We start from the raw sequence: 13859 nt of genomic DNA, 5'->3' as shown, positions 1-13859 counted from the left end.
CGCCGAGCGATGTCGATCGACGCAGAGCGTTTGTGGCGGCGTATCGAGGCGCTGTCCAAGATCACCGATCCCGATCATCCCTGGACGCGGCGCTCCTTTACGCCGCGCTTCCTCGAAGGACGCAAATGGCTGGCGGCCGAGTTCCGCGCTGCCGGTCTGGAGACGACGATCGACGCAGGCGGCAATCTCGTCGGCCGCCTTGCGGGCGCCGATCCCTCGTTGAAGCCGATCATCATCGGCTCGCATTCCGACACGGTACCCTCGGGCGGACGCTATGACGGGATTCTCGGCGTGCTGGCAGGACTGGAAGTCGCGCAAAGCTTCATCGAGCGCGGCGACCGGCTGCGGCATTCGCTCGAGGTCTACGATTTCCTGGCCGAGGAGCCGAGCGAGTTCGGCCTCTCCTGCATCGGCAGCCGTGCCCTTGCCGGTGCGCTCTCCGACGAGATGCTGGCGATGACGCGCCCCGACGGCATGACGCTGCGCGAGGGTATCGGCTTCGTCGGCGGCCGGCCCGACGAGATCGCCTCGGTGCGGCATACCGCGGAGAGCGTCGCGGCCTATGTCGAGGTCCATATCGAGCAGGGGCGCGTGCTTGAGAGCGAGGGCACGGCGATCGGTGTCGTTACAGACATCGTCGGCATTCGGCGCGAGCGCATCATCGTGTCCGGGCGGGCCGACCACGCGGGTGCGACGCCGATGCCCTTGCGCGCCGATGCGCTCGTCGGCGCGGCCAAGCTGATCGAGGCCGCTAACGAGCGTGCCTGCGCGCGATCGAACGATCCCCAACCCTTGGTCGCCACCTTTGGTCGCATCGAGATCAGCCCCAATGCCGCCAATGCCGTGCCTGGTGAGGCGGTTCTGACGCTCGAGGTGCGTTCGGGCGACGAGGCGGCGGTCAAGGCGTTCGGCGAGGAACTGGTCAGCGATCTGAAGCCGGCACTGGCGGCGCTGCGTCTCACTGTGCGGTCGGAACCGATCAGTCATGTGCCGCCGACGGCCTGCGCGCCGGCCGTGCGCTCGGCGATCGCCGCTGCCGCGGCCTCGCTCGGTCTGTCGACGCGGGACCTGCCGAGTGGTGCCGGGCATGACGGCGTGTTCGTCGCCCGCACCGGTCCGATCGGCATGATCTTCGTGCCCTGTCTCGATGGCCGCAGCCACGCCCCGGAAGAGTCGATCGAGCCACAACAGGCCGGGGATGGCGCACGCGTCCTCGGTGAAACGGTGCGCCTGCTCGACGCGACCCTGGGTTGACGCGATGGAGTGGTCCGTCACCGATCTGGCCGAGCGCGATCTCTACAAGCTGCTCGTCAACACCGTGTTGCCGCGGCCGATCGCGCTCGTCACCACCGTGAATGCGCAGGGGCACGGCAATGCTGCGCCCTTCAGCTTCTTCAACGTCTTCAGCCACGCACCGCCGCTCGTCGTGCTTGGCATCGAAGGCCGCGATCTGGGGGATGCCCCGCTGAAGGATACGATGCGCAACATCCGCGCGACGGGGAGTTTCGTCGTCAACCTTGTCGACCGGGCGCTCGTCGACGCGATGCAGGTCTGCGCGATCGATTTTCCCGGCGATGTCGACGAGATCGCAGCCGCCGGGCTTGAAACAGCGCCCGGCCGCAAGGTCGCCGCGCCACGCCTCGCAGCGTCACCGGTCCAGCTCGAATGCCGCGAGACGGTGTCGCTGTCGCTGGGCACACGCCATCGCAACCTCGTCGTCGGCGAAATCCAGCACATCCATATTCGGGATGGCGCGGTCGATGAGCGGCTGCATGTCGACATCGACAAGCTCGACCTGGTCGGCCGCCTGCATGGTGCCGACTGGTATGTCACGATGCGCGACCGCTTCCAGGCGCCGCGCCAGACGCTCGACACCTGGCGCGCGCAACAGGGCGCGCTGCGTGCGAAGCCCGAAGGAGAGGCCCCGTGAGCGGCACGATCTTTGTCATCAACCCCAATTCGAACGGGGCAGTGACCGCCGGCATCGATACCGCGGTGGCGCCGCTGCGCTCGGTCGATGGTCCGCCGATCGAGTGCCTGACCCTGGCCGAGGGTCCTGCTGGCATCCAGTCCCAGCGCGATATCGACGGCCTGATACAGCCCATGCTGACGCGGGCCGCCGCGCTGGAGAACGAGGCTTCGGCCTTCGTGATCGCCTGCTTCTCCGACCCGGGCATGTACGCGCTGCGCGAGCAGAGCGAGAAGCCGGTGCTGGGCATTGCCGAGTGCGGGGTCCTGACCGCTTTGACCCTGGGCCAGCGCTTCGGCGTGATCGCCATTCTGCCGGCCTCGATCCCGCGTCACTTGCGCTATTTCGGCGCGATGGGTGTGACGGACCGCCTGGCCGGCGATCTGTCGATCGGCCTGACGGTCGCCGAGCTCGCCGATGACGCGCGGACCATGGGACGGATGACCGATGTCGGGCGCACCTTGCGCGATACCCATCACGCCGATGTGCTGGTGATGGGCTGCGCCGGCATGGCGCGTTTCCGGGAGCCGCTCGAGCAGGCGCTCGGCGTACCCGTGGTCGAGCCGACGCAGGCTGCGGTGACCATGGCGATCGGCCGCGCCCGGCTCGGCTGGGGCGGCCGCCCGCTTCGGGGGCATGCCGCGTGACGGATCTAGTTGCGCGCCTCGCCGACATCGTCGGTGAGAGGCATGTGCTTGTCGATGCCGAAGCGCAGGCGCCGTTCCTGACGGATTGGCTCGGAAAATACAGGGGGGCTGCTGCCGCCATTGTCCGGCCCGGCTCGACCGAGGAGGTCGCGGCCGTGATGGCGCTTTGCACGGCGCGGAGGATTCCGGTCGTGCCCCAGGGCGGCAACACCAGCATGTCGGGCGGCGCGACGCCGGATATGTCGGGGCGCGCCATCGTCGTGTCGCTGACGCGCATGAACCGCATCCGCGCGGTCGATCCGATCGGCAACACGATGACGGTCGATGCCGGCACAGTGCTCGCCAAGGTCCAGGAGGCCGCGAAAGCGGCTGGACGCTTCTTCCCGCTCAGCCTTGGAGCCGAGGGGAGCTGCACGATCGGCGGGAATCTTGCGGCCAATGCCGGCGGCGTCGCCGTGCTGCGCTACGGCACCATGCGTGAACTGACGCTCGGGCTCGAGGTCGTTCTGCCGGACGGAAGGATCTGGGATGGCCTCACCGCGCTGCGCAAGGATAATACCGGTTACGCCTTGCGGGATCTGTTCATAGGATCGGAAGGAACGCTAGGCGTCATCACCGGCGCGGTCCTGAAACTGTTTCCTCACCCCTTGGCGCGCGCGACCGCTTTCGTCGCCTTGCGCGACGCGAACGCTGCCCTGTCCTTGCTGTCTTCGGTGCGTGCGCGCTGTGGCGATCGCCTGACCGCCTTCGAATTCATGACCGGCGATTGCCTGTCGCTTATCCTGAAGCACAGCGCCGAGGCGCGGTTGCCACTTGGCGCCGTTCCACCCGCGGCGGTGCTGATCGAATTGTCCGATGCGGATGACGAGTTGGCGCTGACCGAGCGGCTCGAAGGCGCGCTGGCCGAAGCCGTCGAGACGGAGACCGTTCTCGACGCCGCCATCGCCCAGGATGGTGTGCAGGCCAAGGCGTTCTGGCGCATCCGCGAAGGCGTCTCGGAAGCGCTGGTGCGCGAAGGCAAGGCTGCCAAGCACGATGTCTCGGTGCCGGTCGCGGCCATGGCCGATTTCGTCGCAGCCGCCGATGCGGCTGTCATCGCTGCTGCTCCCGGGGTGCGCCCCATCGTGTTCGGCCATCTCGGCGACGGCAACCTGCACTACAATCTGCTGCCGCGTATGGGACAGAGCGATGCGGACTTCGCCGCCCTCGCACCGGAACTCACCCGCATCGTCCATGACGAGACGTGCAAGCGCCGCGGATCGATCAGCGCCGAGCATGGCATCGGTCAGCTTCGGGTCGCGGAGATGCCGCGCTGCAAGGCGCCGATCGAGCTGGACCTGATGCGCTCGCTCAAGACCCTGTTCGACCCCCACAATCTGCTCAATCCGGGCAAGTTGCTGCCCGACCCCGTCAAGAACTGAGGATCATCATGGCGTTGTTGGATGAAGGCGCGAAGGGCGTCTATGTAATCGCGGTCACTCCGTTTACGGAGGACGGCGCGCTCCACCTGCCGAGCACCGACCGCATGGTCGATTTCTACCTGGAGAAGGGCGCCACCGGCCTGACCGTGCTCGGCATGATGGGCGAGGCGCCGAAGCTGACGGCAGAGGAATCGCGGATATTCGTGCGGCGGGTGCTGGCGCGGGTGCAGGGGCGTGTTCCGGTCGTGGTCGGCGTCTCCGCCCCGGGCTTTGCCGCGATGCGGGAGCTGAGCGACAGCGTCATGGCTGACGGAGCCGCGGGCGTGATGGTGGCGCCGCCCGCAAGTTTGCGGACTGACGACCAGATCGTCTCCTATTACGACATGGTCGCAAAGACCCTCGGACCGAAGACCCCCTTCGTGCTGCAGGACTTCCCGCTGGTCACCAATGTCCAGATCGCCTCCTCGGTGATCCTGCGCATCGTCGCGGCGCAGCCGAGCTGTGTGATGCTGAAGCACGAGGACTGGCCGGGGCTTGCCAAGATCTCGGCTCTGCGCGCGGCCAGCGACAAGAACGGCGGGCGGCGCATCTCGATCCTGGTCGGGAACGGCGCGATGTTCCTGCCCGAGGAACTGTCGCGCGGGGCCGATGGCGCCATGACCGGATTTGCCTATCCCGAGATGATGGTCGATGTCTGGAAGGCACATGCCGCCGGGGACGTCGAACGCGCTCATGACCTGTTCGACGCCTATCTGCCGCTGGCGCGCTATGAGCAGCAGCCTGGTCACGGGCTCGCCATTCGCAAATATCTGCTCGCCAAGCGCGGCGCGATCGCATCGGGCATGGTACGCAGCCCCGGGTCGACCCTTTCGGCGGCCGACATCGCCGACATCGAACGTCTCGTCGCCCGTCAGGCGCGGCGCCTCAAGGAGATCAACTGATGGATCTGGGCCTCAACGGAAAGCGCGCATTGGTGCTCGGCGCCAGCCGCGGCCTCGGCGCGACGATCGCGCGCACGCTCGCCGCCGAAGGCGCGACGGTGATCGCGGCGGCGCGCAATCAAGACGCGCTCGCCGCCTGGATCGGCGAGCTGCCGGCTGAGCAGCGCGGCCGCGTGGTCGCCGCCACGCTCGACCTTGCGGATATCGCCTCGATCGATGCGCTGGCCGACAAGCTGATTGCCGAGGGCGGCGTCGATATCCTGATCGGCAATTCCGGCGGGCCTCCGCCGGGCGATGCCCGCGACGCGAAGCGCCTGGACTGGCTGATGCATTTCGAGGCCATGGCGGCCAACCTGTTTCATGTCGCGCAGCGCCTGCTGCCTGGCATGACCGAGCGGGGTTGGGGCCGGATCGTCACCATCGTCTCCTCCGGCGTCGAGCAGCCGATTCCGCGTCTCGCGCTCTCCAATGGCGTGCGTGCCGCAGTCGTCGGCTGGTCGAAGACGCTGGCCTCCGAGGTTGCGGGGCAGGGGGTGACGGTGAATGTCGTGCTGCCCGGTCGCATCCACACCGAGCGCGTCGATCAACTCGACGACGCAGCTGCGACGCGGGCCGGCGCGACGAAAGACGCGATCACGAAGGCCTCGATCGCGACGATTCCGGCCGGCCGCTACGGCAAGCCACAGGAATTCGCCGATGTCGTTGCGTTCCTTGCCAGCGAGCGGGCGTCCTATGTCACGGGCGCCAAGATTCGGGTTGATGGCGGCCTGATCCGAGGGATCTGACGGCTGCGTCCCCGGTGGATGGGGCCTGGGCGCGTTGGTATGATCTGCGTGAGCCGATCAACCGCGCGCCAATTGGTTCGCGGCAGAATGGCACGCCGGCCGGCCCGGTAGCGAGTGCCTCGGCGGATCAATCAGAGCCTGGCCGCCTGGTGGGATCCTCGTCCTGCCCGACAGCGGGCCCGTAGCATCGCCGGCGCTCAGATCGCGATATTCCGGGCTCATCGCCGGGCATTACGCCGCCGGCGATGAGCCATTGCAGGGGCTAGCTGCCGGAGCGACCCGTCAACTGCGGGACGAACATGTCGCTCCACTTGGCCGGCTTGATCTTGATCGTACCTGCACGGTGCATGAATTCGGCGAACTGCATCACGCCGCTCGGAGTCGTCGAGAAACGGGCGTCGGGATCTTCAATCATCGCCTGGATCTCGGCGGCGTCGACCTTCACCTTGGAACTCTTGGCGTAGATCTCGGCCGCGAGCTTCTGGTCTTTGGCGATCAGCGCGTTGGCGTCGTCCATCGCTTCGATGAAGGCCTGCGTCATCTTTGGGTTGGCATCCACGAATTTCTTCGGCGCAAAGGTGACGTCGAGCGTGATGTTGCCGAGATAATCGACCGAGTTCAGGACGCGGTGCACGCCCGGCGCCTTGGCTTCGATGTACTGGAAGGGCGGCGAGGTGAAATGTGCCTTGATCTCGGTCTTGCCGCCGATGAGCGCGGCCAGCGCCTCGGGATGCGGCAAGCTCACCGTCATCGGGTCCATCTTGGCGTAGTTCTCGGGGCCGAACTCCTTGGCCGCGATCATCTGCAGAACGACGGCCGCAAGTGAAGTCTTGATGCCGGGCAGCGCGATCTTGTCGCTGCCCGTGAAATCCTTGAGCGACTTCAGCTCGGGCTTGTTGGCGTTCAACCAGAGCGAGGTCGAGCTCATGCCGGAGACGCCGACGACCTCGACATTGGGAATCCCCTTGGCCTTTGCCCAGAGCGTGACGAAGCCGGGTGCGCCGGTTCCCGCAAAGTCGAGCGTGCCGGCCATCATCGCGTCGTTGATGACATTGCCGCCATCAAGCATCAGCCACGTCACCTTGACGTCGCCAAGTCCGGCCGCCTTCGCGCGCTTCTCGAGGAACTGCTGTTCCTGCATCACGATCAGCGGCAGGTAGAGGATGCCGAAGCCCTTGGAGACGCGGACCTCGCTGACCTCGGCCCGCGCCGCACTGGCGTAGAAGGCCGTCCCGATCACGGCTGCGGCAAGCGCCCCCTTGAACCAGTTTGTGTGTTTCATCTGTCGTCCTCCCTTTGATGCGGCCATTCGGCCTTGGTGACTGGATGTTTCAGTGCTGCATGCCCCAGCGGCGGATCGTCCTGCGCTCGATCGTGGCGAAGATGACGTTCTCGACGAAGAGGCCGATCAGGATCACGGTGAAGAGGCCGGCGAAGACATTGGCCGTCTCGAGTTGATTGCGGTTCTCATAGATGAACCAGCCGAGGCCACCCGAGCCGGACGATACGCCGAAGACGAGTTCCGCAGCGATCAGCGTCCGCCAGGCGAAGGCCCATCCGACCTTCAGGCCCGTGAGGATGGCCGGGAAGGCGGCGGGAATGAGGATGAGGCGAACGAGCTTCAACCCACGCAAGCCGTAGTTCTGACCGACCATGCGCAACGTATTCGAGACCGAACGAAAGCCGGCATGGGTGTTCAGAGCGATCGCCCAGAGCACCGAATGCACCAGCACGAAGATCACGCTGCCCGAGCCGAGGCCGAACCAGATCAATGCCAGCGGCAAGAGTGCGATCGCCGGCAACGGATTGAACATCGAGGTCAATGTCTCGAGCAGGTCCGCCCCGATGCGCGAGCCGATGGCCAATGTCGTCAGGAGTGCGGCGAGTGCGATGCCGATGCCGTAGCCGATGATCAGCGTCTGCAGCGAGACCAGCATGCGCTGCGGAATGACGCCGCTCGCGATATTGCTGACGAAGGCATCGACCGTCTCGCCGAAGGTCGGGAACAGCAGCGGGTTACCAAGCCAGCGGCCATAGGCCTCCCAGGCAATGGCGAGCACCGCGAGAATCAGCCCCTTGCGCACGAAGCCGAGGCGGTAGGTCCGTTCGATGAGGCTCAGCGACTTGGCCACGACCGGCGCATCGCTCGAATTGACGTCGCGGATGATTTCCGGGCGGAAGGTCAGGAGGTCGGTCATGTCTGTCGTCTCCGTCTCAATGCGCCGCGAAGAGCATGTCGTTGATGCGGGTTTCGAGCGCGGCCTGCGTGCCGGTACCCATCTCCTCGGGGGGCACGCTGTTGAGCTCGGCCTTGACCTCGCCCGGATGGGGCGACAGCAGCAGGATGCGGGTGCCGATACGGATCGCCTCCTCGATCGAGTGCGTCACAAACAGCACGGTGAAATGGGTGTCGTCCCAGAGCCGCAGCAACTCGTCCTGCATCTTGCGGCGCGTCAGCGCATCCAGCGCGGCGAAGGGCTCATCCATCAGCAGGACGTCGGGCTCCATTGCCATGCCGCGCGCGATCGCGACGCGCTGCTTCATGCCGCCGGAAAGCATGTGCGGATAGCTGTCGGTGAATTTCGTCAGGCCGACCTTGTCGATATAGGATTTCGCACGCTCTTCGGCCTCCGGCGCTCCGGCGCGGCCGCTCGAGGTCAGGGCGAAAACGACATTCTCGCGCACCGTCTTCCAGGGCAGAAGCTGGTCGAATTCCTGAAAGACCATCATCCGGTCCGGTCCTGGCCCGGTGATCTCGTGTCCCTTGAGGCGGATGCGCCCCTCGACCGGGCTCAGATAGCCGCCGATCGCCTTGAGCAGGGTCGACTTGCCACAGCCGGAGGGGCCAAGCAGGACGAAACGATCGGACGGATAGACGTCGAAGGAGACGCGGCGCGTCGCCGTGACGACCACATCCGGCGTCTTGTATTGTAGCGTGACGCCCTCGACGGAGAGAAGCGGCGCGGCGGCGCTGGTGGTGAATGGGGCGTGCATCGGCCCTCCCTTGCTTTCGTTTCCCTGCGCACTTGCGGCGCTTGCCGTGCTAGTAACCTGCGAACCTGACTCCGACCTGACTCCGACGAAGGATGTTTTGGCCGTGCGCGTTCTCGTCGTCGAAGACACCGCCGATATCGCCGAGGCCGTCGTGATGCGGTTCGAGAAGATCGGTCACGCCGTCGATTGGGAATCGAACGGGCGCACAGCTGCCGAGCTGCTTCAGGTCCAGGCCTATGATCTCGTGATTCTTGATCTGACCTTGCCGGGCGAGGACGGGCTCACGCTGCTCAAGAGCCTGCGCGCGAGACGGCTGAAGACACCGGTCCTGGTCATCACCGCGCGTTCGGCTGTCGACGAGCGGATCAGCGCGCTCGATCTCGGCGCGGACGATTACCTGACCAAGCCATTCGACTACCGCGAACTTGAAGCACGTGCTCGCGCCCTCTTGCGGCGCAGCGCCGGGCTTTCGGACAACATGCTGCGAGTGGGCCCGCTCGTGATCGATCGAGCGGGCCGGGTCGCGAGCATCGGCGACAGGACGCTCAACCTGACGCGCCGCGAGCTGACGGTGCTCGAGATCCTGGCGGCCAGGCCGGACAGGATCGTGCCCAAGGAGGAACTGATCGAGCAGCTCTTCAACTTCGATCAGGAACCGAGTCCGAACGCCGTCGAGCAGTTCGTGGCGCGCTTGCGGCGCAAGCTCGCAGATGCCCCCATCGAGATCAGAACCATGCGCGGCCTGGGCTATCAGCTTGCAACGACATGACCTGCTCCTCTCGCTGCGGGTCCGCATCATCGTCGTTCTGTCGGCGGTGCTGGGGCTCGGCGCGGTCGTGCTCGGCGTGGCCGCCTGGCACTCGGCGACGATCGCGGCGCAGCAGGCCTATGATCGGCTGCTCAGCGGCGGCACGATCCAGATCGCGGAGAATGTCTATGTCCAGGGCGGGGTCGTCGCGCTGGATCCGCCCGTCGCCGCGATCGCGACACTTGCCGCCTATGATCTGGTTTTCTACAAGGTCGTCGATCCGCGCGGGGTGGTGGTGGCCGGATATGACGATCTCGCCTCGGGAGCGGAGCCGGCCGCCGCGCGCAGCGGCGTCGTGCTCGAGGACGGCTCCTTTCAGGGACAGGACGTGCGCATCGCGACGGTCGCCCGCCAGATCGACGATGCCAGGCTCGGCGGCTGGGCGACCATCGTGGTGGCGCAGACGACCGACGCTCGCACGGCGCTTGCGCGCGATCTCACTCTCAAGGCACTGGGTGTCATCGCTGCGATGAGCGTGCTCGCCTTGCTGGCGACAGGCTTTGCGGTGCGCCTCGCCCTGAAGCCGTTGACGCGGATCGAGCTGGAAATCGCAGGACGGCGCCCCGACGATCTGCGCCCGATCCAGACGGAGCCGCCTGTCGAGATCCGCAACCTCGTCCACGCCATCGACGATTTCATGCGCAGGCTTTCCGATCGCATGGCCGTGATGCAACGATTCATTGCCGACGCGGCCCATCAGATTCGCACGCCGCTCGCCGCACTCGACGCCCAGGTCGAGATCCTGTCGAGCGCGAGCCCCTTGAAACGCCGCGCCGAACATATCGCCCGCGTTCGTGAGCGCACCACCGAGTTGGCGCGTCTGACCAGTCAATTGCTCGACCACGCCATGGTCATCCACCGCGCCGACGCGGCACGCGCCGCGCCCGTCGATCTCAACGAATTGGCAAAATCGGTTCTCGCCAAGGCCGTGCCGCTCTCGTTGCCGCGTGAGGTCGATATTTCCTTCATGCCGGCTCCTTCGGCTCCGGTCATCGACGGCGACGCGGTGAGCCTGCGCGAGGCGCTTGCCAACCTCATCGACAACGCACTCGTCCATGGAGCGCATACGAGGCTGTCCGTGACGGTCTCGGCGGACACGGGTAGCGCCTGGATCGAGGTTGGCGACGATGGCGACGGCTTCCCGATCGAGCTGGCGGAAACAATGACCAGGCCCTTCGAGAAGGGCGGGCACTCCAGAGGCTCCGGGCTCGGCCTATCGATCGCCGCGGAAGTCGCACGCGCCCATGACGGCGAACTCACCGTCGCGAGAGGCAGCGGCCTGACGCTTGTCCGTATGTCGTTTTTCCGGCCGAACTGAGCCGATGGGCTCGTCTAGGTTCCGTTCTTGCCAAGCTCGACCGTCTCGATCACCGCCCATTCGGAAATGGGGATGTCCTGGCCTGACCGAACAACGCAGAGCCGGTCAAAGATGATGGCTCTCCCGGCCAGCATGCGCTGAAACTCGGCCGCGGCCGAGGCCTTCGGGGCGGGCGCGACGGGGCCATAGAGCAACGAGACATGCGGCATGAAGCTGTCTGCCATGTCGCTGTCCAGTCGCTGCTTGAGCTGCGCCAGCGGCGCGCTGATGCGAAAACGCGCGTAGAAGGACCGGAAATAGGCGTCGCTGGTTTCGATCGCGGCGACCGCCTCCCGGAAGGCCGGGACTGCGGCTGCGGCCTCCGCGATCCCGCCTGCGAGCGCGGCCATGGGCAGATCCGTGTCACCCTTGACCGTCAGATGTGGCGTGAACAGCGGCGTGCCAAAGCGGCCCGAGAGATCCGCAACCAGGCTGGAGAGGAATGCGCCGTCCTCGGCGCTCGGCATCAGCCAGATCGAATGAATTTGGGGTGACATCAAGCCTTCATAAACCTGTTGCACATCGGCGCGAGTGTTCGTTATGTTTATTCCAAGCGGTCCAGAAAATGGAAGAGATATTCCATAGAGCTGGAAAAAAGGTCGCGACAAGGGAGAAGGCGTTTTGCAAGTGGGAGTGCCGGACAGGGCGCGCAGCGGCGCGGCCATCAGCGTGCGTGACCTGCATGTCGCCTATGGCGGCACGCAGGTGCTGCACGGCGTCAGCCTCGATTTCACGCCCGGCAGCTTCACGGCGCTGCTCGGTTCGTCCGGCTGCGGCAAGACCACTCTGCTGCGCTCGCTCAGCGGCTTCGTGCCGGTGCAATCCGGTTCGATCATCGTCGGCGGCAATGATGTCGCGTCACTCCCGCCGGAGAAGCGCGGGATGGCGATGGTCTTCCAGTCCTATGCGCTTTGGCCGCATATGACGGTGCTGCAGAATATCGGCTACGGGCTGAAGCTGCGTGGTGCGTCCAAGGCCGAAATCGCCGCCAAGGTCGCGTCCATGCTCGAGTTCCTCGGCCTGACCGGATATGAGGACCGCAAGGTCACGGCGCTCTCGGGCGGGCAGCGTCAGCGCGTTGCGCTTGGCAGGGCGCTGGCGATCGATCCGGGCATCCTGCTGCTCGACGAGCCGCTCTCCAATCTCGACGCCAAGATCCGCATGACGATGCGCCATGAGATCCGTGCGATCCAGCAGCGTCTTGGCCTGACTGCCGTCCATGTCACGCATGATCGCGAGGAGGCAATGACCATGGCCGATCGGCTCGTCATCATGCAGGCGGGGCGGATTGCGCAGGTCGGCACGCCGGAAGAGGTCTATGATCGCCCGGCGACGGCCTTCGTCGCCAATTTCATGGGGGCGGAGAATGTCCTTCCCCTTCATGTCGAGCGCTCCGAGCGCGGCGCCTCGCTGAGGGCAGGGGACGCCACGGCCCAGATCGCGGCCGAGGCGTTCGATGCTTTGCCTGTCGGAGATGCCGTCGCCTATTTCCGCGACGATGTCGCGCGCCTCGATGCGGCCGACGCCCCAGCCTCCGACGACCTGCTGGTGCCCGGACGCATTGCGGCTCGCGCCTATCCCGGCGGAGTCTACCGCTACCGGGTCGAAGCCGCCGGCCGCCAGATCACGGTCGACGACGCTGCCCGTCACGAACTCGGAACGAAAGTCGGCCTGCGCATTCCGCTGCAGCGCCTCCACATCTTCCCGGCATCCGAGGCCGGGATCGCCGCCTGACAGGGAGTCAGCTCATGCGCATTCTTACAGTTGCCTGCTCGATTGCAGCGCTGATGGTGGCGATGCCGCTGTCCGCTCAGACCTTGAACGTCGCCACCGCCGGCGACCAGAACATGGTCGACTACGTAAAGGACTATCTCGGACCGATGTTCGAGAAGTCGCATCCCGGCGTGAAGGTCGTCTCCGTCGGAACCGGCGCCGGCGACTCCGGATCGCAGAAGATCTTCGAGAAGCTCGACGCCCAGAAGAGCGCCGGCGCTTCGGATTTCGATGTCGTCGTCATCCATCAGAAGGCCGCCGGCACGATGGTGAAGGAAGGCCTCCTCGCCAAGTATACCGACAAGGTCGACACCGCGAAGCTCGTCTCCAGCGAGACCGCGAAGAACTCGCTMGGCGCCGACGTTTCCGGCTTCGTGATCCCGATGTTCCAGTCGCAGACCGCGCTCGCCTACAATGCCGACATGCTGAAATCGCCTCCGGCGACCTATGCGGAGCTGAAGGACTGGGCCAAGAAGAACCCCAAGCAGTTCGGCTATAACGGCATCAAGGGCGGCATGTCCGGCGTCGCCTTCGTGGCGGGCTGGGTCTACGCCTTCGGCGGCGACGCCGACAAGCTGATCAAGGGACCGTACGATCCGGCGGTGAAGGCAACCTGGGATGGCGCGCTTGCCGACCTGAAGGACTTCAACAAGAGCGTCGTGATCACCCCCGGCAATGCCGGCACACTCGACATGCTGAACCGCGGCGAGATCGCCATCGGGCCGGTCTGGGTCGACATGTTCTATTCCTGGCAGGCTGACGGCAAGCTGCCGCCGAACATGAAGCTGAAGCTCGCGGCCCCCGGCATGCCGGGCCAGCCGATGTACTACGCCGTGCCGGAGAAGACCGCGCACCGGAAGCTCGCCGAGGAGTTCATCGCGCTCGCGACCAGCCCGCAGGTGCAGGCGGACGGCATCGTGAAGAAGTTCAACTGGTATCCGGGCATCGATGCCAAGAACCTTGAAGGCAAGCTCGACCAGGCTGCCTGGAACAAGCTCTTCACCGACATCACCCCGACGGACCTGTCCAAGAACGCCAAGGCGTTCCCGATCGCGCCCTATTTCAACGACATTCTCGAAGGTTACGAGAAGAAGGTCGCGAACTGAGACGTTCCACCACCTCCTGGCCCGACGCAAGTCGGGCCACCTCTCCTCTCGATCGGCA

Annotated in this window: 14 protein-coding genes; 10 read left to right on the top strand and 4 right to left on the bottom strand. The window is 65.7% G+C overall.

Translation table 11 applies throughout. From position 1 onward, the window contains the following. The first annotated feature begins 9 nt into the window (after nucleotides 1–9). From AC1DGP_RS15310 to AC1DGP_RS15285, 6 genes are read left to right on the top strand one after another with little or no spacing between them, the layout of a single operon-like run. Entirely contained in the window at nucleotides 10–1254 is a 1245-nt protein-coding gene (locus AC1DGP_RS15310; RefSeq protein WP_441504874.1) for a Zn-dependent hydrolase, read from the top strand. Nucleotides 1255–1258: 4 nt separating this feature from the next. Further along, nucleotides 1259–1930, top strand: coding sequence for a flavin reductase family protein (locus AC1DGP_RS15305; RefSeq protein WP_441504873.1), 672 nt, complete (start codon nucleotides 1259–1261; stop codon nucleotides 1928–1930). After that, nucleotides 1927–2616 carry an aspartate/glutamate racemase family protein gene (locus AC1DGP_RS15300; protein ID WP_441504872.1) on the top strand — a complete coding sequence of 230 codons (690 nt, stop codon included), beginning with the start codon at nucleotides 1927–1929 and terminating at the stop codon, nucleotides 2614–2616. Before AC1DGP_RS15305 ends, AC1DGP_RS15300 begins: the two co-directional genes overlap by 4 nt. Then, nucleotides 2613–4037 (top strand): FAD-binding oxidoreductase, encoded by a 1425-nt coding sequence (locus AC1DGP_RS15295; RefSeq protein ID WP_441504871.1) that lies wholly within the window; start codon nucleotides 2613–2615, stop codon nucleotides 4035–4037. The genes AC1DGP_RS15300 and AC1DGP_RS15295 overlap by 4 nt, the downstream gene beginning before the upstream one ends. 8 nt (nucleotides 4038–4045) lie before the next feature. Next, nucleotides 4046–4978, top strand: coding sequence for a dihydrodipicolinate synthase family protein (locus AC1DGP_RS15290; RefSeq protein ID WP_441504870.1), 933 nt, complete (start codon nucleotides 4046–4048; stop codon nucleotides 4976–4978). After that, nucleotides 4978–5763, top strand: coding sequence for an SDR family oxidoreductase (locus AC1DGP_RS15285; protein ID WP_441504869.1), 786 nt, complete (start codon nucleotides 4978–4980; stop codon nucleotides 5761–5763). The genes AC1DGP_RS15290 and AC1DGP_RS15285 overlap by 1 nt, the downstream gene beginning before the upstream one ends. Before the next feature lie 262 nt (nucleotides 5764–6025). Here AC1DGP_RS15285 and AC1DGP_RS15280 read toward each other — a convergent pair whose 3' ends face one another. The 3 genes from AC1DGP_RS15280 to AC1DGP_RS15270 are packed head-to-tail and all read right to left on the bottom strand — an operon-like array spanning nucleotide 6026 to nucleotide 8757. Next, nucleotides 6026–7045 (bottom strand): ABC transporter substrate-binding protein, encoded by a 1020-nt coding sequence (locus AC1DGP_RS15280; protein WP_441504868.1) that lies wholly within the window; start codon nucleotides 7043–7045, stop codon nucleotides 6026–6028. A gap of 49 nt (nucleotides 7046–7094) precedes the next feature. After that, on the bottom strand, nucleotides 7095–7961 hold the full coding sequence (locus tag AC1DGP_RS15275) for an ABC transporter permease (protein ID WP_441504867.1): 867 nt from the start codon (nucleotides 7959–7961) through the stop codon (nucleotides 7095–7097). Nucleotides 7962–7977: 16 nt separating this feature from the next. Continuing rightward, nucleotides 7978–8757: an ABC transporter ATP-binding protein gene (locus AC1DGP_RS15270; protein ID WP_441490703.1), complete on the bottom strand. Its 780-nt coding sequence runs from the start codon at nucleotides 8755–8757 to the stop codon at nucleotides 7978–7980. A 103-nt stretch (nucleotides 8758–8860) separates the two neighbouring features. On the opposite strand from AC1DGP_RS15270, the gene AC1DGP_RS15265 reads away from it, so the two are divergent. After that, a complete protein-coding gene (locus tag AC1DGP_RS15265) occupies nucleotides 8861–9526 on the top strand; it encodes a response regulator transcription factor (protein ID WP_441490817.1) in 666 nt (221 codons plus the stop codon). Beyond that, nucleotides 9513–10883: a sensor histidine kinase gene (locus tag AC1DGP_RS15260; RefSeq protein WP_441504866.1), complete on the top strand. Its 1371-nt coding sequence runs from the start codon at nucleotides 9513–9515 to the stop codon at nucleotides 10881–10883. The genes AC1DGP_RS15265 and AC1DGP_RS15260 overlap by 14 nt, the downstream gene beginning before the upstream one ends. Before the next feature lie 14 nt (nucleotides 10884–10897). On the opposite strand, the gene AC1DGP_RS15255 is transcribed toward AC1DGP_RS15260, so the two are convergent. Next, the gene (locus AC1DGP_RS15255) at nucleotides 10898–11587 is read right to left on the bottom strand and encodes a 2'-5' RNA ligase family protein (RefSeq protein WP_441504865.1); all 690 of its coding nucleotides are present in this window, start codon (nucleotides 11585–11587) and stop codon (nucleotides 10898–10900) included. A gap of 4 nt (nucleotides 11588–11591) precedes the next feature. Between AC1DGP_RS15255 and AC1DGP_RS15250 the strand changes: the two genes are divergently transcribed. Next, nucleotides 11592–12656: an ABC transporter ATP-binding protein gene (locus AC1DGP_RS15250; RefSeq protein ID WP_441504864.1), complete on the top strand. Its 1065-nt coding sequence runs from the start codon at nucleotides 11592–11594 to the stop codon at nucleotides 12654–12656. Nucleotides 12657–12670: 14 nt separating this feature from the next. Beyond that, nucleotides 12671–13801 (top strand): ABC transporter substrate-binding protein, encoded by a 1131-nt coding sequence (locus tag AC1DGP_RS15245; protein WP_441504863.1) that lies wholly within the window; start codon nucleotides 12671–12673, stop codon nucleotides 13799–13801. The last annotated feature ends 58 nt before the right edge of the window (nucleotides 13802–13859 follow it).

The sequence above is a fragment of the Allobosea sp. 05T433 genome (assembly GCF_056396065.1).
The sequence above is the reverse complement of the archived record's forward strand: the minus strand, read 5'-3'. Positions and strand labels throughout refer to the sequence as shown.